This is a genomic window from Solibacillus sp. FSL K6-1554, assembly GCF_038005185.1.
GTDB lineage: Bacteria > Bacillota > Bacilli > Bacillales_A > Planococcaceae > Solibacillus > Solibacillus silvestris.
The window spans coordinates 2,436,841-2,461,391 of sequence record NZ_JBBOSS010000001.1 but is presented as its reverse complement, the minus strand read 5'-3'; the positions used below and the strand labels follow the sequence as shown (position 1 = coordinate 2,461,391).

Annotated in this window: 25 protein-coding genes; 21 read left to right on the top strand and 4 right to left on the bottom strand. The window is 39.0% G+C overall.

Annotation, left to right across the window (positions count from 1 at the left end; genetic code table 11):
- Window positions 1-146 precede the first annotated feature (146 nt).
- Entirely contained in the window at window positions 147-1,019 is an 873-nt protein-coding gene (locus MHB58_RS12220) for a CPBP family intramembrane glutamic endopeptidase (RefSeq protein ID WP_340735325.1), read from the top strand.
- A gap of 78 nt (window positions 1,020-1,097) precedes the next feature.
- On the opposite strand, the gene MHB58_RS12215 is transcribed toward MHB58_RS12220, so the two are convergent.
- The 3 genes from MHB58_RS12215 to MHB58_RS12205 all read right to left on the bottom strand — a co-directional run bounded on the left by MHB58_RS12215 (window position 1,098) and on the right by MHB58_RS12205 (window position 5,713).
- Entirely contained in the window at window positions 1,098-2,894 is a 1,797-nt protein-coding gene (locus MHB58_RS12215; protein WP_340735324.1) for an ABC transporter ATP-binding protein, read from the bottom strand.
- Window positions 2,891-4,609, bottom strand: coding sequence for an ABC transporter ATP-binding protein (locus MHB58_RS12210; protein WP_340735323.1), 1,719 nt, complete (start codon window positions 4,607-4,609; stop codon window positions 2,891-2,893). Before MHB58_RS12210 ends, MHB58_RS12215 begins: the two co-directional genes overlap by 4 nt.
- Window positions 4,610-4,774: 165 nt before the next feature.
- Complete coding sequence (locus MHB58_RS12205) at window positions 4,775-5,713, bottom strand: DUF1385 domain-containing protein (RefSeq protein WP_008404279.1); 939 nt, start codon at window positions 5,711-5,713, stop codon at window positions 4,775-4,777.
- Window positions 5,714-5,892: 179 nt separating this feature from the next.
- On the opposite strand from MHB58_RS12205, the gene MHB58_RS12200 reads away from it, so the two are divergent.
- The 17 genes from MHB58_RS12200 to MHB58_RS12120 all read left to right on the top strand — a co-directional run bounded on the left by MHB58_RS12200 (window position 5,893) and on the right by MHB58_RS12120 (window position 20,621).
- Entirely contained in the window at window positions 5,893-6,300 is a 408-nt protein-coding gene (locus MHB58_RS12200; protein WP_340735322.1) for a DNA helicase, read from the top strand.
- 255 nt (window positions 6,301-6,555) lie between these two features.
- Window positions 6,556-7,614, top strand: a complete 1,059-nt coding sequence (locus MHB58_RS12195; RefSeq protein ID WP_008404275.1) for a M24 family metallopeptidase — start codon at window positions 6,556-6,558, stop codon at window positions 7,612-7,614.
- A gap of 17 nt (window positions 7,615-7,631) precedes the next feature.
- Window positions 7,632-8,189 (top strand): elongation factor P, encoded by a 558-nt coding sequence (efp, locus tag MHB58_RS12190; protein ID WP_014823464.1) that lies wholly within the window; start codon window positions 7,632-7,634, stop codon window positions 8,187-8,189.
- A gap of 157 nt (window positions 8,190-8,346) precedes the next feature.
- Complete coding sequence (locus tag MHB58_RS12185; protein ID WP_014823465.1) at window positions 8,347-9,351, top strand: NAD(P)H-dependent flavin oxidoreductase; 1,005 nt, start codon at window positions 8,347-8,349, stop codon at window positions 9,349-9,351.
- A 104-nt stretch (window positions 9,352-9,455) separates the two neighbouring features.
- A complete protein-coding gene (locus MHB58_RS12180) occupies window positions 9,456-9,662 on the top strand; it encodes a hypothetical protein (protein WP_014823466.1) in 207 nt (68 codons plus the stop codon).
- A gap of 4 nt (window positions 9,663-9,666) precedes the next feature.
- Window positions 9,667-10,044, top strand: a complete 378-nt coding sequence (locus MHB58_RS12175) for a hypothetical protein (protein WP_008404267.1) — start codon at window positions 9,667-9,669, stop codon at window positions 10,042-10,044.
- Window positions 10,044-10,955, top strand: coding sequence for a stage III sporulation protein AE (locus tag MHB58_RS12170; protein ID WP_008404266.1), 912 nt, complete (start codon window positions 10,044-10,046; stop codon window positions 10,953-10,955). The genes MHB58_RS12175 and MHB58_RS12170 overlap by 1 nt, the downstream gene beginning before the upstream one ends.
- Window positions 10,952-11,086, top strand: a complete 135-nt coding sequence (locus MHB58_RS12165) for a hypothetical protein (RefSeq protein WP_269454576.1) — start codon at window positions 10,952-10,954, stop codon at window positions 11,084-11,086. The genes MHB58_RS12170 and MHB58_RS12165 overlap by 4 nt, the downstream gene beginning before the upstream one ends.
- A 66-nt stretch (window positions 11,087-11,152) precedes the next feature.
- Window positions 11,153-11,530 (top strand): hypothetical protein, encoded by a 378-nt coding sequence (locus MHB58_RS12160; RefSeq protein WP_340735321.1) that lies wholly within the window; start codon window positions 11,153-11,155, stop codon window positions 11,528-11,530.
- A complete protein-coding gene (locus MHB58_RS12155; RefSeq protein WP_008404261.1) occupies window positions 11,527-12,060 on the top strand; it encodes a SpoIIIAH-like family protein in 534 nt (177 codons plus the stop codon). The genes MHB58_RS12160 and MHB58_RS12155 overlap by 4 nt, the downstream gene beginning before the upstream one ends.
- A 193-nt stretch (window positions 12,061-12,253) precedes the next feature.
- Entirely contained in the window at window positions 12,254-12,754 is a 501-nt protein-coding gene (gene accB, locus MHB58_RS12150) for an acetyl-CoA carboxylase biotin carboxyl carrier protein (RefSeq protein ID WP_014823467.1), read from the top strand.
- Between the two features lie 15 nt (window positions 12,755-12,769).
- Window positions 12,770-14,134, top strand: a complete 1,365-nt coding sequence (gene accC, locus MHB58_RS12145) for an acetyl-CoA carboxylase biotin carboxylase subunit (RefSeq protein ID WP_014823468.1) — start codon at window positions 12,770-12,772, stop codon at window positions 14,132-14,134.
- Window positions 14,135-14,387: 253 nt separating this feature from the next.
- Entirely contained in the window at window positions 14,388-15,914 is a 1,527-nt protein-coding gene (locus MHB58_RS12140; RefSeq protein WP_340735320.1) for an SH3 domain-containing protein, read from the top strand.
- A gap of 254 nt (window positions 15,915-16,168) precedes the next feature.
- Window positions 16,169-17,470, top strand: a complete 1,302-nt coding sequence (locus MHB58_RS12135; RefSeq protein WP_340735319.1) for an NCS2 family permease — start codon at window positions 16,169-16,171, stop codon at window positions 17,468-17,470.
- A gap of 236 nt (window positions 17,471-17,706) precedes the next feature.
- Window positions 17,707-18,474 carry a polysaccharide deacetylase family protein gene (locus tag MHB58_RS12130; protein WP_014823471.1) on the top strand — a complete coding sequence of 256 codons (768 nt, stop codon included), beginning with the start codon at window positions 17,707-17,709 and terminating at the stop codon, window positions 18,472-18,474.
- Window positions 18,474-19,475: a M23 family metallopeptidase gene (locus MHB58_RS12125; RefSeq protein WP_340735318.1), complete on the top strand. Its 1,002-nt coding sequence runs from the start codon at window positions 18,474-18,476 to the stop codon at window positions 19,473-19,475. Before MHB58_RS12130 ends, MHB58_RS12125 begins: the two co-directional genes overlap by 1 nt.
- Window positions 19,476-19,625: 150 nt before the next feature.
- Window positions 19,626-20,621, top strand: a complete 996-nt coding sequence (locus tag MHB58_RS12120) for a VanW family protein (RefSeq protein WP_014823473.1) — start codon at window positions 19,626-19,628, stop codon at window positions 20,619-20,621.
- 33 nt (window positions 20,622-20,654) lie between these two features.
- Here MHB58_RS12120 and MHB58_RS12115 read toward each other — a convergent pair whose 3' ends face one another.
- Window positions 20,655-20,999, bottom strand: coding sequence for a nuclear transport factor 2 family protein (locus MHB58_RS12115; RefSeq protein WP_340735317.1), 345 nt, complete (start codon window positions 20,997-20,999; stop codon window positions 20,655-20,657).
- A gap of 115 nt (window positions 21,000-21,114) precedes the next feature.
- On the opposite strand from MHB58_RS12115, the gene MHB58_RS12110 reads away from it, so the two are divergent.
- The 3 genes from MHB58_RS12110 (at window position 21,115) to MHB58_RS12100 (ending at window position 24,537) form a co-directional block, all read left to right on the top strand.
- Window positions 21,115-22,188 (top strand): mechanosensitive ion channel family protein, encoded by a 1,074-nt coding sequence (locus tag MHB58_RS12110; protein WP_014823475.1) that lies wholly within the window; start codon window positions 21,115-21,117, stop codon window positions 22,186-22,188.
- A gap of 132 nt (window positions 22,189-22,320) precedes the next feature.
- Complete coding sequence (locus MHB58_RS12105) at window positions 22,321-22,725, top strand: Asp23/Gls24 family envelope stress response protein (protein WP_008404246.1); 405 nt, start codon at window positions 22,321-22,323, stop codon at window positions 22,723-22,725.
- A 171-nt stretch (window positions 22,726-22,896) separates the two neighbouring features.
- A complete protein-coding gene (locus MHB58_RS12100) occupies window positions 22,897-24,537 on the top strand; it encodes a glycerol-3-phosphate dehydrogenase/oxidase (RefSeq protein WP_014823476.1) in 1,641 nt (546 codons plus the stop codon).
- Window positions 24,538-24,551: the final 14 nt, after the last annotated feature.

Genomic DNA, 24,551 nt, shown 5'->3' with positions numbered 1-24,551 from the left:
TATCTGTTTTGAATCCATCGTATTGTAAAAGAGGCGGTATTGGCAATGGAGAAACGTTATTCGGTGAAAAATGATCAGAAAGGGGTAGCGATGCTTGGGATAAAACTTCCATTTCATGTTACTCTATTTACAGGGGGTGTAAAATAATGGATTATAGTGAATTGAAAAATTTTAAGCTGCGCTATTTTATACTGTTTGCGATTGGTATATTTATAGCGAGCTTTATCTTGTTATTTTTAATCGATATCCCAGCAAGTGAGGAATGGGTTACATTTTTTGTTTCGGTCAGCTGTTTCATGTACTTGCTGCATCAAACAAAAAAATGGAATTTCTCGTTTAATGAACTGCCGATTCATACTACGATGACAAAAGGGCGCTGGGCAAAATATTTATCGATTACCGCTAGCTTCCAATTGATTACCGTTGTATTTACAACAATCCTATTCACGATTGTGTATCTTATTTTTGAAGAGCATATACGGGAACTGTTTTCATTCTTTCCGATGCTTAATTTGGATGAAGTACAGCCATCATTTCTCGTGTACGTATTATTCTTTATTAATATTTGCATTCTTGCGCCCATATATGAGGAGATGTTATTTAGAGGGATCTTGCTTCGCCGTTTCACCTTGAGATGGAGTCCGCAAAAGAGTATTATTATTTCCTCCCTTATATTTGGTGTTATCCACCTTAACCCAATCAATGTCGTATTTGCCTTTGCATTAGGATGCGTGCTTGGCTACGCGTATTTAAAAACGAAAAATATCGTGATACCAATGCTATTACATAGCTTTAATAACTTCTTGGCATATCTCCAGTTTGTCTATACAAATCAAACGACAAAACTTGATTTACCGACAACAGAAGCAGCCCAGCAGGAATTGCTGATAAACGTGGCGTTCTTTTTCATTTTGGCGGCATTTATTATTTTCTTACTCGTCAAATACTATAAAAACTTTCGACAGTTAAAAAATCCGGCACCGATAATGGAGGAGCAAACCGATAACGAAATGATTTAGCAGTTTTAGGCCATAACAAAAATCGCCCTTTTTGCTGTATAAGGCAAAAAGGGCGATTTTTTCTCGGTAAATTTGAAATTATACGTTCAGCATTTTTCCGAACACACCTTGAGTTTCAATTAATTCTCGGCGATTTCCTTGTTCGATGATTTTCCCTTGATTTAAGACGATAACATAGTCGACTTTGCGAATTGTATTCAGGCGGTGGGCGATGATAAAACTTGTACGGTCTTCCATCAGTTTTTCAAGTGCTTCCTGAATATGGAGCTCTGTCACGGTATCAATACTACTTGTCGCTTCATCCAATAATAAAATTTTCGGATCGGCTACAAAGGCACGGGCGATCGATAACAGCTGTTTTTGTCCTTGAGAAATCTGGCTGCCGTCTGCACTTAAAATCGTGTCGTATTTTTCCGACAGCTTATCGATAAATGTGTGGGCATTCGCTTTTTTAGCAGCTTCATATATTTCTTCATCTGTTGCATCGAGCTTCCCGTAGCGGATATTATCTTTGATCGACATTTCAAATAGGAACGGATCCTGCAAGACAAATGCCATTTGACTGCGCAAACTCGCTTTTGAAATCTCTTCTATTTCCATATCATCAAATACAATCTTCCCGTCCGTTTTCTCATAAAGTCCGGTCAATAGCTGCATAATCGTTGTTTTCCCGGCACCGGTTTGACCGATTAATGCAACTGACTGCCCGGATTTCACTTCAAAGGACACATTTGACAGAGTAGGGGAGGAAGCTTGTGCATCATATTGGAAAGAAACGTTTTGAAAACGCACATTCCCGAGAAGTTCCACATTTTCCCCGTCAATTTCATCTTCTTTTTCATCCATGATCAAGAAAACACGTTCCGCCCCTGCTAATGCGGAAAGGACGGTGTTGAACTGGTTGGCCAAATCATTTAAAGGACGCGTAAACTGTCTTGCATACTCCGTGAAAATAATAATAGTCCCGATTGAAATATGGCCGTAATAGGCAAATAAACCACCGGCCAACGCAACAATCGCAAAGCTTAAACTGTTCAACGTGTTCATGACTTTCGGGATAAACCCGGAATACGTTAATGCCCAGAATCCGACCGTGCGAATGCGTGTATTTTTCTCGTCAAATTGACGCAGCATTTTCGTTTCCTGTGAAAAGGCTTTAACGACATGCTGACCGGTAATGGATTCTTCAATTAATCCGTTCATTTCCCCAATCGCTGCCTGCTGCTGTTTAAATAGCAGGCTTGTGCGTTTTGTTATCCAGCGCATCCCGTAAAACATAAGCGGTACGATAAGCATTGTAATAAGTGTCAATAATGGACTTAGCCAAAGCATGACGGCAACCGTACCTGTTAATGTCAAAATACTTGATACAACTTGGATAAAGGCGCTATTTAACGTTGAGCTGATTGTTTCGATATCATTTGTCGCGCGGCTCATTAATTCCCCATGCTTTCGTTTATCGAAAAAGCGGAGAGGGAGCTTGAAAAAGTGTCCGTATAGCTGTGTACGAATTCGGAATACAGTTTGTTGGGCGATGCTGACCATCCAATAGTTTTGGAAATAGCTCGCGAAACTGTAAAGTAAATAAATGACCGCCAGCCCGTATAGCCAGTATGAAAGCTGGCTTAGCGAACTGCCATCAATAAACTGGTCGATGAGCCGTCCAATGATGAACGGTCCGACTAATGCAAAAGCTGAGCTTAATACGACAAGCAGTAAAACGATAAACAGGAGCATTTTCTGTTCGGCTACAAAATCGAAAATACGTTTCAATGTATACGTCCAGTTTTGCGCGCGTTCACCTTTTTTCTTCTTACCGCTCGTGTTTTTAATTTGTTCTTTTGTGATGATGGGTTCATAGTTGAAAAACTTCATTCGGCAAGCACCTCCTGCTGTGAAGCAACAATTTTCGCATACAATTCGTTCGTTGCCATTAATTGTTCATGTGTGCCAAATCCATGCAGTTGGCCTTCGTCAATGAGCAGTATGCGGTCAGCCGTTTGTGCAGTCTGTATTTTTTGAGTTACTACGAGCATGGTGATGGCCTCCTGATCAAGCGCCTCCCATAGTTTCTGCTCTGTCGCAACATCCAGAGCTGAAGTACTGTCATCTAAAATAAGTAACGATGCCGGTTTTAACAGGGCACGGGCAATTGCAAGTCGCTGTTTCTGCCCACCTGATAAGTTGATACCGCGCTGTCCAATCATCGTCTCATACTGTTCGTCAAAGCTTTCGATAGAGTGATGGATTTGCGCTTTTTTTGTCGCGTCAATAATTTGCTCGATAGTTGCATCATTTTGTCCCCAGCGTAAATTGTCCACAATCGTACCCGAAAACAGGAGGGATTGCTGCGGGACATAGGAAATCGAACGACGCAACTGCTGCAATGGGATATCCTTTATATTTTGATCGTTAATATAAATGTCTCCACTGTTCGGTTCGTAAAAATGCTCGACCAATTGTAAAATAGTCGATTTTCCTGAACCGGTAGCCCCCATTATGGCAATTTTTTCGCCCCTGCCAATTGAAAATGACAGGTTTTGAAGCGTATACTGCTCCGTTGTTGGGTAACGGAATGAGACATTGTCAAAATGAATCGAAAAGTCTTCAAGAAGAGGAGCTTCATTTTTCTGTACTTCCTCTATGCCTTCCTCGACATTTAAAATCTCTTCGATGCGCTCAGCAGACGCTTTGGCACGGGCATAGGCAATAATAATAAATGAAAATATAGAAAACGATGCCGTCATACGGAATGCATAGTTAATAATAGCGGCCAAATCACCGGCAAGAATCTCATTGTCCCGGATCGCATCTGCACCAACCCAAATAACAATGAGCAGACTAATATTCATAACAAACTGAAGCACGGGCAATGCAATTTCCATAACACGTGTCGCTCTGATCGTGTCAAATTTCAAGTTTTCTGCAACGCTTAAAAAGCGGTTTTCTTCATATTGACCACGCATATACGCTTTAATCAATCGGACAGCCTGCAGTCCTTCCTGGAGCTGACGATTCACAAAATCAAGTCGCTGTTGTACTTGTGCGAACAGCTTGATTCCGACTGATACCATCCATACGAGGAAGATGAGCAGAAACGGAAAGCTGACACATAAAATGAGCGCAAGCTTCGCATTAATAACAAACGCCATAATAAGCGAACCAACCGTCATTAACGGTGCTTTCATTGCAATCCGCAGCATCATAAAGACAATGTTCATCGTTTGTGTAACATCGCTTGTCAGACGTGTAATAAGTCCGGAAGTTGGGAAAGTCAAGTAGGTCGCCATCGTCAGTGATTGTATTTTACTGTACAATACTTTCCGTAGATCGAAACCGAAACTATGGGCGACATGCGCGGAGAAGAAGGAGTTGAGTACTCCGCTTATGAAAGAGAATAGGGCTAAAGCAAATAAACAGCCACCCCAAAATGCGACATTATGTAAATTTTCTTCAAGAAGGCCTTCATTAATCATTCTCGCCATGAATAGCGGCTGGATCAGATCGCTCGCAAGTTCCAATAGCATGAGAAAAAAGGCGATTGCTGCTGGCCATTTATAGCGCCTCATAAATTGAAAAATCGTTTTCATTTGTTAACTCCTTATAATTAATTCACTGAATTTTAACTCTATTATGCCATTTCGTCTAATGGAACTCAATGAAAATATTTCGAGACTCTAAATATATGGTAGGCGTCAAAAAAGGGAGTTATCGTAAAAGTAATTTCCCTTTTACATAACTCCCCGAATCTTTAATTAATCATGTACTAATGTTTGTGCAATAGCCGGGTTTTTCTCGACTTCATGCAGTTTTTTGAAAGAGGCGATCGCTACTTCCACCATCTCGTCTTTCGGTTCTTTTGTTGTTAACAGTTGCAGCCATAATCCAGGATAGCCTAGGTAACGTAAAACCGGAATTTCACGAACGGCATTTGTCGCTTGTAATACTTCAAAAGAAATACCGATTACAACCGGGATTAGTAAAATACGGCTTACAAGACGAACCCAAAGTGGATCAACAGGTACGAAGAAATATGTAAACATACCTACAATTACGGTAAATAAAATAAAGCTTGAACCGCAACGATAATGAAGTCGTGATTGTTTTTGAACATTTTCCACCGTTAAGTCAAGGCCTGCTTCATAGCAATTAATTACTTTATGTTCAGCTCCGTGATATTGGAATACCCGCTTAATCAACGGCGTCATCGAAATAATCTGCAAATAGCCAAGAAGCAAAATTAATTTAAAGCCGGTTTCAATAAAAATTTGAACGGTTTTTCCTGGGAACCAAGGTTTTAAAAATTCTGCCAGAAACATCGGTACTAATGTAAAGACAAACTTACCGAATAGAAATGAGAGTACACCAATAACGGCTACACCTAATATCATCATTAACTTCGATGGCTCTTCACCACTGTTTTCCTCTTCTTCGCCTGGTGTAACATCATAGCGGTCAGAAGCAAATTGCAAATGGCGCGACCCAAAGCCTGCCGATTCGATTAGTGCGACAACCCCACGAACGAAAGGAATTTTTTTTAGCTTTTGAAAAATTGGCTTTTTCTCTTTTTTTACATGGAAATAATCGATGGAATCGTCATTTCGACGGATTGCCGTTACCATATGATCTTGACCAGTGAACATAACACCTTCTAAAAGCGCTTGCCCACCATATACTGGCGCATTATTACTCACTTGCTCGACACCACTCTCTTATAAAATTTCAATCTATATTTAAGGCGGGAGAATGGAGTCTATCCATCTCTTGTCTTTGTTATACCCTCATATTGTACTAAATTTTGGAGAAAAGCACTATTCATTCGAATAGTTTTTTTACAATCGGTCATACTGAGTCAAAAAAAGGAGTTTTTGTCATGCATCTGTTTGTCACTTCATTATTTACATCATTTATTGTGACAGTAGGCTTAAAAGGCTTGCACTTATTTAATTTTATTAAATGGCATCCGGTATCATTTCTAAAAAAAATGGAATGGTTCGAATGGACGGCATTCGAGCGATGGGTTATTTTATTTTTAATGATAGCGATTGTTGCTTTTTTATTATTGGTCGTAACACAGCTTCTCGTTATGGTGCCTCCTTTTTTACTTTCACTTATTTTGGGAATTGTCATGGCAGCATTACTCGAATGGAAAATCTTAAATCTACCTATTGAATTGTCATCAATCAAAAAATTCTCCATCCCATTTTTTATTGTAATTTTAATAGCGATGCGCTTGATTGTTGAAACGGCCAGGTACCGTACAAAGACATTATTTCGTTAGTCGAAAGTATTGATGTCTGAAAAGTCTGTGATAAAATAGGGACAGTATAAAAAGAAGCGTTCACAATGAAGCAGCTTGTATTAAAGGTCCCTTTTAACACCTTGTAAAGTGTAATTTAAAGGGTTTAAAGACATAGGAGTATTGCATCGCGTAACGCCAAAGTTTCTGTGATTGAAAGCAGGACAAATTTGTAGATTCGCCAATTAAATGGCCATCTGCAAGTTTTTACTACACTAAAAAGGGGAATGAGAACAGATGAAACTTACTAAACTACGTCAAGCACTAATCGAGAACAATGTCGAAGCAATACTCATTACAAATGAATACAACCGCCGTTATATGACAGGCTTCACTGGTACATCCGGTGTGGCAGTTGTTTCCCAGCAGGATGCCGTTTTTATTACAGATTTCCGCTATACAGAACAAGCTTCAGAGCAAGTAAAGGAATTCCGTGTCGTTCAGCATAGCGGTCCGATCCATGATGAAGTGGCAAAACAAGTGGCGGCAATGGGTGTAAAATCATTGGCATTTGAAAAAGATGCCATGCAATATGGTACATATGAAGTATATAATTCGGCAGTGAATGTTGATTTCGTGCCAGTTTCCGGTTTAATTGAAAAAATTCGCTTGATTAAGACTGAAGAAGAGATTAATATTATTAAGGTTGCATGTGAAATTGCAGACAATGCATTTACACATATTTTAAATTTCATCAAGCCTGGCATTACAGAGCTTGACGTATCGAATGAATTAGAATTTTTCATGCGTAAACAAGGTGCTACAAGTTCTTCTTTTGATATTATTGTTGCAAGCGGATTGCGTTCGGCATTGCCGCACGGTGTTGCGACAAACAAAATTATTGAAACGGGCGATTTTGTAACACTTGATTTTGGTGCTTACTATAATGGTTACATTTCGGACATTACACGTACAATCGCTGTAGGCCAACCTTCAGAGAAGTTGGTAGAAATGTACAATGCTGTGCTCGAGTCTCAGCTTCTTGCGCTTGAAAAAGTTGGTCCGGGCATGACAGGGATTGAAGCGGATGCTGTAGCACGCGATTATTTAAAATCAAAAGGCTTAGGTGAAGCATTTGGTCACTCAACAGGTCACGGTATCGGCCTTGAAGTGCATGAAGGACCTGGGTTATCATTCCGTTCAAATACGGTCCTGGAGCCTAATATGGTTGTAACAATTGAACCGGGCGTCTACATTCCTGGAATTGGTGGCGTTCGAATTGAGGACGATATTTTAATCACAAAAACGGGTAATGAAGTACTAACACATTCGACTAAAGAATTAATCATTTTATAATTTGGAGGAAATAATTCATGATCTCAGTAAACGATTTCCGTACAGGTTTAACAATTATCGTTGACGGTAACTTATTCCGCGTACTAGAATTCCAACACGTAAAACCAGGTAAAGGTGCTGCATTCGTACGTTCTAAATTACGTAACCTACGTAACGGCAATGTAACAGAAAAAACTTTCCGTGCTGGTGAAAAAGTAGAAAAAGCAATGATCGAAAATCGCAAAATGCAATATTTATATGCACAAGGTGATGAGCACGTATTCATGGATTTAGAGTCATATGACCAAACAACATTAGCTGCTGCTCAAATCGAAGAAGAACTTTACTACTTATTAGAGAACATGGAAGTTCATATCCAAACATATCAAGGCGAAATGTTAGGTCTTGAATTACCAAACACAGTAACGTTAGAAGTTGCTGAAACTGAGCCGGGCATCAAAGGCGATACAGCTTCAGGCGGTTCAAAACCAGCAAAAATGGAAACTGGCTTAATGGTAAACGTGCCATTCTTCGTTAACCAAGGTGATAAATTAATTATTAACACAACTGAAGGCACTTACGTTTCACGCGCTTAATCGTTTTGAAACAATAGTGATGAGGCAGGGATATTGTAGAAATACAATATCCCTGCTTTTTTTATGTGCTATCGAATCTAATTAAATGAAAAATATTTCAAATTATAGCCTGTCTAATGGAGCGTTGGGTATAATCGAAGAAAGGAGTGGATAGTAGATGATGGAAAAACTACCAATTGAAAATCCGATTGTACAGGCACCAATGGCAGGTGTTACAACCCCTGAATTTGTAGTGGCATGCTGTGAGACTGGTGTATTAGGTTCAATTGGCGCAGGGTATTTGAACGGTCAGGAAACAAAGCGATTTATACAGGAAGTGAAAGCATTAACTGAAAAACCTTTTAGCGTGAATTTGTTTGTTCCGGAACAGACGAAATCAGACCTTCATTTAGTTCAACGTGCACGTGAAGCATTACAGCCAATCTGTGAAGAGTTGAACATTGCAATTCCGGAATTTATTCCAACATCTAATGTTTTTCAAGAACAAGTACAGGCGATTCTTGAAGAAGGTGTGACGGTCGTTTCCTTCACATTTGGTTTGCCCGATGACGAAACATTATCAGCACTTAAACAAAAAGACGTGTACTTGATTGGCACAGCAACTTCGGTGGAAGAAGCGGTCGCTGTTGAAAAAGCGGGGTTGAATGCAGTCGTTGTTCAGGGAATAGAAGCTGGGGGACACAGAGGATCATTTGTTGAACCAATGGCACTCCATTCAACAGCGGACCTGTTGAAAGCTGCAAAAGAGAATATCTCGATCCCTGTCATTGCAGCAGGTGGGATTATGACAAAGTCTCAAGTTTTTGACATGCTTGAATTAGGGGCTTCGTATGTTCAGATAGGAACGGTGTTATTGACGGCAACTGAATGTGCGGCACCAAAGCTACATAAAGAAGCGATTTTAAATTCCGGTCAACAAGCGACAACGTTAACGAAAGCATTTACCGGCAAATATGCGCGCGGTCTGAAAAACAGGTTTACCGAGGAGTTAAAAGAAGCGGTGACTGCCCCATATCCGCTTCAGCATTATTTGACCCAACCGATCCGAAAAGAAAGTGCCCGTCAAAACAACCTTGAATATATGTCTCTTTGGATGGGGGAAAATAGCTATTTGGCTAAAGAAGCATCTGTTAAAGAGATTATCGAAACTCTCTTACAATAAAATTTTTTACACTGATGATAAAGGATAAAACTTTCTCATCGGTGTTTTTTTGTGCTTATTTGATTGGATAGTGCATATAGTTTCGTTAAGGAAGGAGGGCTTTATTGGAATTACAAGATGTGCTTCGTGTTGCAGGGATTGGGTTGATTATTGCACTTCTTCATTTATTCTTCGAGCATTTAGGAAAAAAAGAGTTTTCGTTTTTCTTGTTTTTCATTGCGTATTTATACATGACGATTGAATTAATTCGATTTTTGCGCTTGTTCTTTCAAGAGATTGTCATATTTTTCCAATGGTTGACGGCCGTCTAGCTAAATGATTGCGCTATTTGCAAGTGTCATTTATTTAGTTCTGTTTTTATTTTTAAAACAGACGATGGACAAGCTGCATTCAATCATTGTCGTCATCGCTTTCTTTATTTTTTTCCAATTTGTTGTCCGCGAGCAACTCATTCCGCTTTGGCAGCGACTCGCAGTTATTTTCAATAATGTTCCATACAGTAAGGGACTGCTCTTCACGGCATTACTTTTTTTGCTGAATGAATTAATCTGTCAGCTATTAGATCAATTTGAATATGAAGCTTTTGCGACATTAGTTACGTTGTCCATTCGCATGACCGCAGTGTTATATTGGATCAATCTGCTACAACCGAAATTTCAGCTATTAATCCAATTATTAGAAAGGCTACAGTAATGCAGACAATTTATTCGATTTTTACAGAGCCCATTCAATCTTTAGTGTATTCTTTGCTGCTAGTAGCGATATATATTTTGATGTATTTACTGCTACTTGCTTTAGTCCCGAAAGAAACCGCGTTAATTGAACAGTTATTTATTATTTTGTTTATCGTAGTATTTGCACAAAATGTTGTCGATGCCTTTGTTGTGCTGTATGAGCTCATTGCCATACTGCAAAATTTCTTTATGGCTATTTTACCGATCATGTCATTTATGCTGTTGACAATTCAAACCGTATTTACGGCGATCGCATGGAATCCAATCATCATTCTTTTTGTCCAGGTTATTTTATTTATCAGCACAAACGTTACAATACCTGCTCTAATCCTCGCATTAATATTTGATGTCTGTACAAAAATATATCCGGCTATTTCTTTTTCAAAAGCTGCAGATCTTATTCGTTCTTCTATATTAAGCGTCATGATTGCGTCGGTTATTGCATTGACATCGATTTTGACGCTTTCTGGTGTCGCCTTTATTCAGCTAAATGACGCATTAAAATCACCTATAAAGAAATTAATTGAGCAAAATATTCCGTTAATCGGCAATTTGATTGTAGAAGGGCTATCCTTTTTCCAAAAAACTCAGTCAACCGTCTCCACCTTTGTTGGACTGTCCTTTTTAACAATTATTTGGGGTGCGGCTTTTTATCCGGCGACGGTACTATTGCTACATGCACTGCTGTTTAAAATTATTGGTGCCATTATAGAACCGTTTACAAATATGCGTATAAGCGGTCTATTTGATGATGTTGGAAAGACGATGTTTGTTTTATGTGCGGTTGCCTTTTTACTTGGCTTCGCAATTATGTTTATCGTACTGTTATTTATTTTCTTTATGCAGATGTCCATGGGGGGAAAAACATGATTCAATTATTTCTTTTTATTTTACTGGGCAGCAGTCTTCTCATATTTGCTGATGAGCGGCAATGGCAAGTATATGTAAAGCTCGCATTGTATTTATTCGTGACAAGCACAATTCTTTCATTGTTTGCATAACCGGTTTGTTTCGTTCATACATTATGTTGAAATCTAGTAGAGAAGGGGGCGTATACGCTTAATAATGTGGAAAAGAAACAAGCGAATCGTCCTATCGTATTAATTGTCATTGCCGTAGTATTTATTATTTTTTTATTCATGTTTCTATCACAACCGGAGAAAGGAGAAAGCAATAACTCAAATGAGGAACAGCTTGCAAAATTATTAAGTGAAATTCAGTCAGTCGGACAAGTTCAGGTTTATTTTCACTATGATCAACAAAGTGAACAGCAATTTTTGTCTGTCACACAACAGCAAAAGCTATCCGGTGTCATCATTGTGGCACAAGGAGCGAATAATACCGACGTGAAAACCATGCTAAAGGAAACCATTGGGCATGTTCTGCAAATTCCGTCGCATCGTATTCAAGTAGTGCCAATGCAAATTAAGGGGGAAAACAAGTGAAAGTGAAAAAACGAACAGTATGGTTCTTAACAGTAGTAAGTTTAGCTGCGGTAATTTCTGTATTTTATATTTTCGAAGACAATACGCCGAATATTTTAACGATCTTCTCTGATGAAACGATTGATGAAACAGATATTTTAGGGGTTAATCAAAACCTGACACAACCTGTTAATTCAGAAAGCGACTTATTCCAGGAAGTACGTTTAGAGTTAGCGAACAAACGCAGCCAGCAAAAAGAACAATTGACGCAAAAGATTGCTGCTGATGAATTTACAGCAGAAGAAAAGAATGAGGCATTCAATGAAATGGATGAACTGATCAAGTTGGAATCATCGGAAGCGATGCTGGAAATGCTTATTAAATCAATCGGCTATTCAGATGCCCTTGTCCGAATTGAAGGAGATAAGGTAGCTGTACGAGTTATGTCAGATGAAGTATCCGAGAAATTGGCAGATGAAATCTTATACGTTGTGCGTTCTGAATTTAAAGATTACGTAAATGTTAGCGTAGAATTCGAACCTTTTAATTAAAAGGACGTCATATTAATGTAAAGCGGAAAATGTGTTATATAGCAGATTGAAATATTTTTCTTTGTCTTAATATACGATTGTTCTGCTTTATGCCTATTTTTGAGCTATTTAAAATTATTTGTTTCAAAATAGTCCGAAAAATTATAAAATAGGGTTTGTATTGTTATTACTTTTTTTTAAGGGAGAGTTAAGAATGTTCAAAGTTCAAGAAATCCGAGAAATTATTAAATTAGTAGATGCTTCATCAATCGACGAGTTTGTATATGAAGCGGACGGCGCAAAGGTTAAACTAAAGAAAAACAACGGTGTTACAGAAGTAGCAGCTCCTAAAAAAGTACAAGAAGCAGCACCGGTTGCAGCAGTAGCGGCACCAGCTCCAGTACAAGTAGAAGCGGCACCAGCTCCAGCTCCTAAAGCAGAAGCACCAGCAGCACCAGTAGAAAACACGGCTGATTTACATAAAATCACGTCTCCTATGGTTGGAACATTCTATCAGGCTCCAAACCCGGAATCACCAGCATATGTAAAAGTAGGCGATAAAGTAGGCGAAGAGTCAATCGTTTGTATCGTAGAAGCGATGAAGTTATTCAACGAAATCGAAGCTGAAGTTAAAGGTGAAATCGTAGAAATCTTAGTTCAAGATGGCCAATTAGTAGAATATGGTCAACCATTATTTTTAGTAAAAGCTGAATAAGGAGCGTATATACAAATGAAAAAAGTATTAATCGCAAACCGAGGCGAAATTGCAGTACGTATTATTCGTGCATGTAAAGAGCTAGGTATTCAAACGGTCGCAGTATATTCTGAAGCAGATGCGGATGCATTGCATGTAAAGCTTGCGGATGAAGCATATTGTATCGGACCAAAGTTATCGAAAGATTCGTATTTAAGTTTCCCGGCAGTTTTAGGGGTAGCGCAAAAAACAGGTGCTGACGGGATCCACCCAGGATATGGTTTCTTGGCGGAAAACGCAGCATTTGCTGAAGCTTGTGAAAACGCGGGTATTAAATTTATCGGTCCTTCTTCGGATGCGATTAAAATTATGGGGATTAAAGATGTTGCACGTGACACGATGGAAGCGGCAAATGTTCCGTTAGTTCCTGGTACAGGCATTGTACCAAATATTGAAACAGGTAAAGAATGGGCTGCGAAAATCGGGTACCCGGTCATCATTAAAGCAACTGCTGGTGGTGGCGGTAAAGGGATCCGTGTTGCACGCACAGAAGAAGAGCTTGTAAAAGGAATTGAAATTACTCAAAAAGAGGCAGCAGCGGCATTCGGCAACCCTGGTGTTTATTTAGAGAAATTCATCGAATATTTCCGTCACTGCGAGATCCAAGTATTAGCGGACAGCCATGGCAATGTTGTACACCTTGGCGAACGTGACTGTACAGTTCAACGCCGCATGCAAAAGCTTGTAGAAGAAGCACCGTCTCCGGCACTATCTGAAGAGCGCCGTGCAGAAATGGGCGAAGCTGCTGTAAAAGCAGCAAAAGCATGTAACTATGAAGGTGCTGGTACAATCGAGTTCATCTACGATTACCAGGAAGATCGTTTCTACTTCATGGAAATGAACACACGTATTCAAGTTGAACACCCTGTAACAGAGATGATTACAGGTGTTGACTTAGTACAACAACAATTAAAAATCGCTTCTGGTCAAGAACTGCCGTTCAAACAAGAAGACATCAAAATTAACGGCTGGGCAATTGAATGCCGTATTAACGCCGAAAATGCATACAAAAACTTCATGCCTTCAGCAGGTACTGTAGATACGTATGTAGTACCAGGCGGTTATGGTGTACGTATCGATTCTGCAGTTTATGCAGGCTATACGATCCCACCATACTACGATTCAATGGTCGCAAAACTGATCGTTCATGCAGACACTCGTGAAGAAGCAATCGCGAAAATGAACCGTGCGTTATCAGAATTTGAAGTAGCTGGACCTGGAATTAACACTACAATTCCATTCCACCAAGCTTTAATGAACAACGACGTATTCAAATCAGCGAAATTCAACACGAAGTTCCTGGAAGAGAATGATATTTTAGGCGTGAATGTGAAATCTTAATTAGATTTTAATAAGTTTTTAACCCTCTAATTTTAAATTAGAGGGTTTTTATTTTTTTTGAAACTATTTAACAGTTTTACCGTCTGTAAGTGGAATAGCTATTAATAGAGTAAGAGAGGGGGCAAAAAATATGCAGATGGCAGCTCAAGACAAAATAGCGGAAGGTACCCCTATCTAGAAAGTTTGGTATATGTTAACATATATGTGAATCTTTTAACTTTAGAAAATATAAAAGGAAGTGTAATAAGTACTTATGAAAAAGTTATTCAAACCATTGATTGGTGTAATTGCTGTTGGTGCGATCACTCTATCTATCAATAATGATAAAAATGTAATTGCAAATGATATTGCAAATACGTGTGAGTATGATACAGCGTCGAAGGTAAACCCGGATTTTTCTACTACGAACTGCTTATTAACTGAAACAGCATTGAGTTATGATGTCCCTCCTGAAATTGTGAAGGCAATAGCGGAAGGTGAAAGTGGAAATTGGCGTCATTTCGATCACAACGGGGAAGCAATTGTGACAGCAGATAATGGGATTGGCCTTATGCAAATTACAAATCAGGCCGGCTTCAATGAAGAAAGATTAAAAAGTGACCTTCTTTATAATATTGAATCGGGTGTAAAAATTCTTGATAAAATGTTTGATCGATCGGATTTACCTAAAATTAATGATGGTGACAGAGATGTCCTGGAATCTTGGTACTTCGCGGTTATGGCTTATAACGGTACGAAGCCGGTAAATAGTCCAACTGTACAAGCAACTGGTGAAAGAAATGTAAAAGCATATCAAGAAAAGATTTTTGGGTTTGTTGAGAAATATGAATTAATCGACTTACAAGAGCTGCCTTTTACAAGCGAAGGTTTCCAATATGACTCTAACAGCAGAGATAATATTAAATTTTTAAAGATGAATTATAAGTTTGATTTACCATTAACAAAATCAAAGTACTCTTTTGAAAAAGGTGAAAAAGTAAGTGCAACAACAAATCCCGCATTTAGATCTAGACCTACAACGGGAGATGATTCTAAAAAAGGTACTTTAACTAAAGGCGAAGTGGTTACCATTACTGGTCCATTTGTTTACGATGAGGTAGCAACGAAGAAAAACCATTTTGTCTGGTATCCGGTGAAAAGAAGTGACGGATCAGAAGGGTATGTAGCGTCAAGTTATTTAGATTATGTAGAATCGACATCGACTCCTGTAACTCCTGTTGAGCCTAAACCGGACTACTCGTCTTATATTAAACAGTATGCTGACTTCAGTACTACAGCTTGGTGGAGAAATGACATGATCTGGGCAATCGATAGAGGTTACATTCAAGGTGACAGTACAATTTGGAATGCAAAAACTAAAAAATACGAAACGCATCTACTACCGAATAAAAAATTAACTGAAGCACACTTCCTGACAATCTTCTTCCGCTACGCTGAAAAAGATGAATTAGCAAATGTACAAAGCACATCATCTTGGAACAAAAGTAAAGTATACAACTTGGCGAAAAAGTATAATATGCCTGTAGTGGCAAGCGAAAAATCGAAAGCCTCAAGAGCTTTAGCGGAGCAAGGTATCAGACGTGGTAAACTGGCACAATTGATGGCCTCTTACTACTATGGGAAAACAGTAAGTGAAGACACAGCGATTCAATTTTTCATCAATAATGGACTTACTACCCAAACATCAATCAAAGCTTTTGAACCTGAAAATATTTTAACACGTGCTCACATATCCGCATTCATACAGAGATATGAAACATTCGTATTAAAGAAAAAATAATAGAAATAGGAAAACGGTTGCGTCCACTGCAACCGTTTTTCTCATTTTGCAGCTGTAAAATATCATAATTTGGGTAAAGTAAGAATGAAGAAATATCTCAAAGAGAGAGCTATATGAATAATAAAATAATTTTCTGAAAATAATTAATTTTCCCTATTTAAAAAAATGCTTAGAATAGATTGCATTTTACTATAATAACGAATATTATATATAAGTTCTTAAAAATTGTTCGTGTTTTGAAAAGAGGAATGCAAATGTTTCAGTTAAAAGAAAATGGGACAACAGTTAAGCGTGAATTATTTGCGGGTTTAACAACATTTTTAACGATGGCTTATGTCATCATTGTTAACCCGATTATTTTATCAGGCGCTGGAGTCCCGGTTGATCAAGTATTTTTGGCAACAATTATCGCAGCAGTTATCGGGACAGGCTGGATGGCGCTTTGTGCGAACTATCCGATCGCCGTTGCTCCAGGTATGGGATTAAATGCATATTTTACTTATACTGTTGTATTAGCTTCAAATGGAGAGATTACGTATACTACTGCCTTTTCAGCAGTATTTGTTGCAGGTATTTTATTTATTATTATTAGTTTAACGCCATTCCGTGAAAAGCTGATTACAGCAATTCCTGAAAACTTAAAGTTGGCGATTACTGCGGGTATTGGATTATTTATCGCTTTCATCGGGTTGCGTATGTCCGGTATCGTCGTAGCTGATGAATCTAATTTAGTTAAGTTTGGTGATATTGCGGAGCCAGCACCGTTATTAACATTTGTTGGGCTGTTCATTACAGTTGCACTAATGGCTCGTAAAGTGAACGGGGCAATTTTTATCGGTATGATTGTGACGGCAATTATTGCGATGTTCACAGGACAACTTACAATCGATAAAGTAGTGGCGCTTCCACATTTACCGGAAGGATTTATCATACTCAATCCAATAACTGCGATTTCAGAAGTGATTGAATACGGTCTATACGGTGTGATTTTTTCATTCATTTTAGTTACATTATTTGATACGACAGGGACCTTAATTGGTGTATCGAAGCAAGCAGGGTTATTGAAGGACGGGAAATTGCCGCGTGCACGTAAAGCACTTATTTCCGATTCTCTTGCAACAACTGCAGGTGCGATGTTCGGGACAAGTCCATCAACTGCGTATTTGGAATCAGGTTCTGGTGTTGCAGTTGGTGGCCGTACAGGTTTAACAGCATTAACCGTTGCCGTACTGTTTATCATCGCTTCATTTTTCGGACCGCTTGTTGGCTCATTGTCCGGTGTGGCAGCCATTACTTCACCAGCATTAATTATCGTAGGTAGCTTAATGATCGGTGTTGTGAAAAACATGAAATGGGATGAAATTGAAGAGTCGTTCCCGGCGTTTTTAGTTATTTTATCAATGCCACTTACATCAAGTATTTCTACAGGGATCGCACTCGGTTTTATTAGCTATCCGTTAATTATGCTTGTAAAAGGGCGTGGACGCGAAGTACATCCGCTCGTTTACATTTTCGCTGTTCTGTTCATATTACAGTTAATTTATCTACCACATTAAAAAATTGCTGCTTCTTATTGGAGCAGCAATTTTTGTAACAAGGGCTTCCTGTTCTATACATAAAAAGGATTGCTGTAACAGGATTAACGCAGGAAAAGAGCTAGAGATCACATTGAATCTCTAGCTCTTTTTAATTTTAAAAAAATAAATGGGTTATTTTCACTTTAAATTGAATACATCTTTTTAGCGTTTTTCTAAATACTAATGCTGATGAAATTAATTAAGGAAGTGATCATATGAATAGAAAAAAATGGAAAAGAATTGCTTTTATTTTATTTTTAGTCCTTTTATTTTTATTTGCAGCTATGTATGTTTTCAACAGTCTAGGTGAAGCAAAAGGAAGGGACTATTATGAAAAAACAGGTGAAATTATATGGGATATTAAAACGAACGAAAAGGTGGTGGCCCTGACATTTGATGACGGGCCGCATCCGAAATATACCGAACAAATACTTGATTTACTTGAACAATATGAGGCGAAGGGAACGTTTTTTATCGTGGGGCAACTGGCTGAAAAAAGCCCCGAACTCGTTTTGCGGATGCATGAAAGTGGACATGAGATTGCCAATCATACGTACACACATCCTTATACAAAATCAGTTTCTCCCATTATGGAAGAGGTTAATCAGACATCCGATACAATATTCAGCATTACTGGGACGAAACCGAATTTATTCCGACCGGTCGAAGGTTATTATACAGATGAACTCGTAAAAGAATCTGTCAAAAACGGCTATAAAATTGTAATGTGGTCATGGCATCAGGATACAGAAGACTGGAAAAATCCAGGTGTAAATAAAATAGTGAAGACGGTATTAAACGGACTCGGAAATGGAAATGTGGTGTTGTTCCATGATGGAGGAGGCAATCGGGAGCAGACAGTTCAAGCGTTGAAGAAAATATTGCCGGAGCTAAAAAATCAAGGCTACCGATTTATCACAATTTCACAAATGATCCGAATACAAAATGATTCGAACAAACATATTGTAGAGGAGGGGAAATGATGAAATACCGTATTGCATGGATGATGACGGCCATTTTCATTTTAGGATTTATGCCTGTTGCCGATGCTTCTGCAGAGGAGGACACCACCTCGATAAAAGAACAACTATTGCAAAAAAGAATGGACTACTATGTACAGCATGAAAATATTTTATTGCCCTGGTATTATCTGGCGGCAGTCGATCAATATGAACGAAATATTCAGGAAGTACGAAAGGATATTCCAAAGCGAGAAAGTATCATTGCCATTCAATTTTCGGATGAATTCTGGTCCGGTATTTTAAATCCGGCCGAAAATGATGTTTCACCGGTTTCAATTGCTTATTTTAATGGAAGCGGTATGGATGGGAACGGGGATGGGATTGCAGATCGTTCCGATGATAGCGATATATTATTTACCTTGGCTAAGTATTTAAGACAGTACGGATATGGTGAGGATAATTTTAAATTGGCATTATGGGATTATTATAAAAATGAATTATCGGTGAATCAAATACTTGTCATCGCAAAATTATACGAGAAATTTGGAACGATCGATTTGGATGGGCATACATTCCCGCTATCAATCCGAGCTGACTACAGCTACAGAGGGACATGGGGAGCAAATCGCGGCTGGGGTGGTCGAAGAATACATGAAGGAACGGATATTTTTGCTCCGTACAACACGCCGGTCTATTCAACGTCATACGGGGTAATCGAAGTGATGGGCTGGAATCAATTTGGCGGCTGGCGTGTCGGTATTCGTGACAACCATAATTCATATCATTATTATGCACACCTCGCTTATTTTCAAAAAGGACTCAAAGAAGGCGATATTGTCGAGGCTGGACAAGTTATCGGCTATGTTGGAAGTACAGGGTACGGAAAAGAAGGAACAGCTGGAAAATTCCCGCCGCATCTACATTATGGGATCTATAAATTTAATGGCAGGACAGAATGGGCATTTGATCCATATCCAGCGCTGGCAAGATGGGAAAAAGAAGCGAGGCAAAGAAAACAATAATGATTAATGTTTTTTACCATTTTAGCTGTCTATAAAAGTGACGGTACCCCATTCAATACGTATGGGCATTTGTGGCATTAATTCTGTTAACAGAAGTTAAATTTCTGAATAAGCTATGAGATCTTTGCTTTTATAGATAGGGGAAATAAAATGAAAACAAACTTCATTTATTTAGTATTGTTCGGTCTTTGTTTACTAGGCTGTGAAAAAGCATCATATTCAGGAACTTCCGAAACAGACGGAGTAAAAGAACATCAAATCGAAGCTTCGACCTCCTCCCCGTTGTCGGAAAGGGAAGCAATTGTTGGGGAATATCCGCTTATCTATCCAGCTGTTATTACACTGATTGATCCGAGAACAATGGAAATCGTGAAATCGTTCACACCACAATTATTAGGATACGGCACGGATCGTGAACTGTACGAGGCAAACATTAAGAAAGTAGCGAGAGAACTGGCAAGAGGGTCTAAAGAAAGGACCGGCTATGATCAAACAATGGTCCTGCACAAAATTGGGGAAAACGGAGAGATTATTGAAGGAAATCCCGGAATCGTATTAAAGGAAAGTGAATTAGTCGAAAAAATTTTAGCGGCTTCTCCAAAAGGGGACCATATTTTTTTGCCGCTGTATATATTGGAAAGCAATCTGGAAATCGACATTCCTTCATTAGATGATGTGACTGTTGCTTCGTTTACGACTTATTTTAATGGAGCAGAAAGCGGAAGAAGTGAAAATATCGAGCTTTCCGCAAAGGCCATCCATAATATTTTAGTTGGGGATGGAGATTATTTTTCTTTTAACACAATGGTCGGAGAACGAACGGTGGAAAAAGGCTATCAACCGGCACCTGAAATTATTAACAAGGAGCTGGTGATGGGTATTGGTGGTGGAATTTGCCAAACGTCCTCGACATTATTCAATGCCGTCGACCAGTTGGGAATTCGCATTACGGAAAGGCATCACCATTCACTAAACATCGGCTATGTCCCCACTGGAAGGGATGCGACGGTTTCTTACGGATCGCTCGATTTTAAATTTCAAAATACGAGCGGGGCACCGTTTTTAATTAAAACGTATTATAGCAAAGGTTCGCTGACGATTGCGCTCACGACATCGCATCAATATAAAGATTTACTGAAAAAGTAATAAAAATGCTGCTCTTTACATAAGAGTGGTTTTTTATTTTGCTGGTGTTCCTTGATGAAAGAACATCCGCCATGTCCCGTTTTCATTGCGCCAAAGCGAACTGCGGTTTTGCCTGTTGCCATTCTTTCGATTTGTAGTGACAAATCGTGTTTGCACAATTTGATCTGCAAGTGAAACTGCCTGAAATTCTGTAACGGTAAATAAACAGTCTTCAATCCCTTGTTCTGTCATTTGGTGAAGCAAGTAAGTTTTATCCATGATGCCTCCGGATGATCCGTATTCAAGAAAATCCTCACTCAAGATGTTGATAAAATCTTCCTTTCTGTAATGCATGAGTTGTTGTTCTAGAAGCAAAAATAGATTGTTAAGTGCAGTCATAAATAATCCTCCATTCGAATTGATTATCAGTGGAACGATTTTCGATGTAAATCGTTTCTTTACATGGTATGATTTTGTCTTGTAGTTGTAAAGAAGGTTTAAGAAGGTGATTGTTATGTGGGAATCGATAAAATGGTTAATTCCGTCTGTTACTGCACCGACTGTAGCAGATTGTCTGGCGGCTGCTGCAATAATTATCGTTGGTTTAATCGTCATTCGATTTATAATACGGCCGCTGCTTTTTAAAATAGCGGATTTGTTCAATAAAAAAAATCATCCGGTATTCGGTGACATTACAAAGAGTGTCTACCCATCAATACGTAACGCGATTATTTTCAGCCTTATTGTGATGGCAGCATCTTTATTAGTGGAAGTATGGCTTTTTGAAAATGCGAAACTAAGTATTTATATTGATTCAGTCTATGTATTTTTTGCATTTAAAGCACTGTATGATGTACTTGGTTTTTATTTGAAAAACCCACATCGATTTGAAACAGGGAAAGATCAGGATATTTTAACCCCATTTTTCTTGCGGATGAGTAAAGTCGCGGTCATGGTCATTGCGATGTTTACAATTGCCTCACTGTGGAACTTTAATTTAAACGGGTTTTTAACTGCAATTGGATTAACAGGTGTGGCGCTCGCATTTGGTATTCGTGACACGCTCGCGCATATTTTCGGCGGGATGAGTGTTGCGTTGGATAAACCATTTCAGATCGGTGATTGGATTATGTCGGGTGACGAGAAAATTGACGGAACTATACAGGATATTAATTTGCGCAGTACCGTTATTCAAACATCCGATAAAGGAACAGTTTATGTACCAAACTCGTATTTAGTCAATCGTCCGATTTATAATCTGTCCAATCGTACAGAAAGAAAAGTGGAGCATTTCCTGCATATATCAAATGAAAACAGTGAGGAAAGTATTGTGAAGTTTTTGGAATCTGTACGAGAGCAAATTTCACTACATCCGAAAATTTCGAAAAAAATTATTCATGTAGCGATGGATGAGCTAATGCCGACAAGCTGCCGTATTCTCATTCGGTATTTTGTCGAAACGAATGATACAGGCAGTATGCTGCAAGTACGTCAGGAAATATTATTTGTTGCAAAACATTACTGTGAAGTTTATGACATAAAACTAATTGATCCGAATGAAGGTCAGTATGCATGGAATAATGGATGACCATTGCCAAAATTACAAAATGTGGCGCAACCGTTCTACATCCGGTCTATAATTGTAGTATACTGAACTTAAGGATTTAAAGTAACAAGCGTTAGAAATCCATTAGTTTACATAAGAGAGGATGTATCGCAAATGGCTGAGAAACAACAAGTAGCATTCGTACAACCAACACCGGTTGGTAAAGAAGAATTAGGGAAGATTGAAGTCGCGCCAGAAGTAATTGAAGTTATCGCAGGTATCGCTGCAACAGAAGTAGAGGGAATCGCAGCAACACGCGGAAATTTCGCATCAGGTGTTGCCGAGCGTTTCGGTAAAAAAGTCCATTCCAAAGGCATCAAGTCAGCAATGTCGGAAGAAGGCAATATTGTTATTGATGTATTCTGCACTGTAAAATATGGGTATGCCATTCCAAAAGTGGCGAAAGAAGTGCAAACAACGATTCGACAAGCCATTTTAAATATGACAGCCATCGAAACAAGCGAAGTGAATATCCATATTACAGGGATCCAGTTCGAAACTTCAAAAGACGCAGAATAATTGTATAAACAAGAACCGAGCTCAATTAATTGATGCTCGGTTCTTTTTTTGATTCCTCAACACTGAAGCTCTTATTTTAAATATTTTTTCATAATTTCGTGAATTTTAGGATGTGAACAAGGTGAAAATAGGGTATAGATTTAAAGCTTCATTTGGTAAGGAGGAAACGGTATGGGAAACTTTTCTGCAAATGCAAGAGAGCGATTGAAAAAAACATTCATAGAAGAAACCTTTGATCTGTTTGTTATTGGTGGAGGAATTACAGGTGCGGGTATTGCACTTGATGCCGCCACACGAGGGATAAAAGTAGGGTTGGCAGAAATGCAGGACTTTGCGGAAGGAACGAGTAGCCGATCGACAAAACTTGTTCACGGCGGCCTGCGGTACTTAAAACAATTCGAAATTAAAGAGGTTGCCGAGCTCGGTCGAGAGCGGGCAATTGTTTACGAAAACGGACCGCATGTAACAACGCCTGTATGGATGTTGCTGCCCTTCCATAAAGGAGGGACATTTGGTTCGTTTTCGACAGCGCTGGGATTAAAAGTATACGATATTTTAGCGAATGTGAAAAAAGGTGAACGCCGTTTTATGCTATCTGCAGATGAAACGATTGCCCGTGAACCGCTTATTAAAAAGGATGGTTTGCTCGGTGGCGGCGTTTATGTCGAATATCGTACAGACGATGCACGCCTGACAATCGAAGTGATGAAAGCAGCTGTTGCCAACGGGGCACTTGCAATGAACCATTTGAAGGTTGTGGGAATTGAAGCGAATAACGTGGCATTTTCTACAGTGACGGTGGAAGATCAGCTTACTGGGGAACAATTTCAAATTCGTGCGAAGAAAGTGGTCAATGCAGCAGGCCCATGGGTTGATGAAGTGCGTAAATTAGATGGGGAGCTTGATAACAAACACCTTATTTTATCGAAAGGTGTGCATCTTGTTTTCGACGCGGATGATTTCCCTCTGCAGCAAGCGATCTATTTTGATACAGAAAAAGATGGTCGGATGATTTTTGCGATTCCACGAGATGGTAAAGCGTACGTTGGAACAACGGATACATTTTATGAAGGGGATCCTGCAGATCTGAAGGTAACAAAAGAGGACCGACAATATATTATGGATGCGATTCATTATATGTTCCCGCAACTGCAGCTGACAGAAGATAAAATCGAATCGGCATGGGCAGGGGTGAGACCGCTTATCCATGAAGAAGGTAAGGGACCGTCCGAAATTTCACGAAAAGATGAAATTTGGCAATCAGAAAGCGGATTGATTACGATTGCAGGAGGAAAACTGACAGGCTACCGTAAAATGGCTGAAAAAATTGTGGACCTTGTTGTAAAACAATTAAACGATGAATACCAGTTGAAATACGGTAAATCGATTACCAAAAACCTGCCTATTTCGGGCGGAGAAACGAGCGGCTCTAAATTTTTCGAATCATTTGTTGAGAAACGGACAATGAAAGGCCAGGAGCTTGGCTTAACGGAGGAACAAAGCCATTACTTAGCAAAATTCTATGGTACTAATGTCGATAAAGTATTCGATTATATTAAACAGGCAAAAGGAAACTTACCGCCGATCGTATATGGCCAGCTGTACTATGCAATAAATGAGGAAAGTGCATGTACACCGAGTGACTTTTTCGTTCGTCGTACAGGCGCACTCTTATTTAACATCCATCTGGTGAGACAATATAAACAGCTTGTTATTGATGAAATGAGCGACTACCTAAACTGGACAGCAGAAGAAAAGCAGCAGCATACAGATCAACTAGAACATGAACTACAAGACGTAACAATGACTTAGTGAAAAGAGGCGAA

Coding starts and splice junctions, on each gene's coding strand:
- MHB58_RS12185 (WP_014823465.1), top strand. CDS start 8,347: ATGATGGAAAAACTACCAATTGAAAATCCGATTGTACAGGCACCAATG.
- MHB58_RS12135 (WP_340735319.1), top strand. CDS start 16,169: ATGTTTCAGTTAAAAGAAAATGGGACAACAGTTAAGCGTGAATTATTT.
- MHB58_RS12170 (WP_008404266.1), top strand. CDS start 10,044: ATGCAGACAATTTATTCGATTTTTACAGAGCCCATTCAATCTTTAGTG.
- MHB58_RS12120 (WP_014823473.1), top strand. CDS start 19,626: ATGAAAACAAACTTCATTTATTTAGTATTGTTCGGTCTTTGTTTACTA.
- accB (WP_014823467.1), top strand. CDS start 12,254: ATGTTCAAAGTTCAAGAAATCCGAGAAATTATTAAATTAGTAGATGCT.
- MHB58_RS12100 (WP_014823476.1), top strand. CDS start 22,897: ATGGGAAACTTTTCTGCAAATGCAAGAGAGCGATTGAAAAAAACATTC.
- MHB58_RS12200 (WP_340735322.1), top strand. CDS start 5,893: ATGCATCTGTTTGTCACTTCATTATTTACATCATTTATTGTGACAGTA.
- MHB58_RS12115 (WP_340735317.1), bottom strand. CDS start 20,999: ATGACTGCACTTAACAATCTATTTTTGCTTCTAGAACAACAACTCATG.
- MHB58_RS12165 (WP_269454576.1), top strand. CDS start 10,952: ATGATTCAATTATTTCTTTTTATTTTACTGGGCAGCAGTCTTCTCATA.
- MHB58_RS12220 (WP_340735325.1), top strand. CDS start 147: ATGGATTATAGTGAATTGAAAAATTTTAAGCTGCGCTATTTTATACTG.
- MHB58_RS12110 (WP_014823475.1), top strand. CDS start 21,115: ATGTGGGAATCGATAAAATGGTTAATTCCGTCTGTTACTGCACCGACT.
- MHB58_RS12105 (WP_008404246.1), top strand. CDS start 22,321: ATGGCTGAGAAACAACAAGTAGCATTCGTACAACCAACACCGGTTGGT.
- accC (WP_014823468.1), top strand. CDS start 12,770: ATGAAAAAAGTATTAATCGCAAACCGAGGCGAAATTGCAGTACGTATT.
- MHB58_RS12215 (WP_340735324.1), bottom strand. CDS start 2,894: ATGAAGTTTTTCAACTATGAACCCATCATCACAAAAGAACAAATTAAA.
- MHB58_RS12140 (WP_340735320.1), top strand. CDS start 14,388: ATGAAAAAGTTATTCAAACCATTGATTGGTGTAATTGCTGTTGGTGCG.
- MHB58_RS12195 (WP_008404275.1), top strand. CDS start 6,556: ATGAAACTTACTAAACTACGTCAAGCACTAATCGAGAACAATGTCGAA.
- efp (WP_014823464.1), top strand. CDS start 7,632: ATGATCTCAGTAAACGATTTCCGTACAGGTTTAACAATTATCGTTGAC.
- MHB58_RS12130 (WP_014823471.1), top strand. CDS start 17,707: ATGAATAGAAAAAAATGGAAAAGAATTGCTTTTATTTTATTTTTAGTC.
- MHB58_RS12125 (WP_340735318.1), top strand. CDS start 18,474: ATGAAATACCGTATTGCATGGATGATGACGGCCATTTTCATTTTAGGA.
- MHB58_RS12210 (WP_340735323.1), bottom strand. CDS start 4,609: ATGAAAACGATTTTTCAATTTATGAGGCGCTATAAATGGCCAGCAGCA.
- MHB58_RS12175 (WP_008404267.1), top strand. CDS start 9,667: ATGATTGCGCTATTTGCAAGTGTCATTTATTTAGTTCTGTTTTTATTT.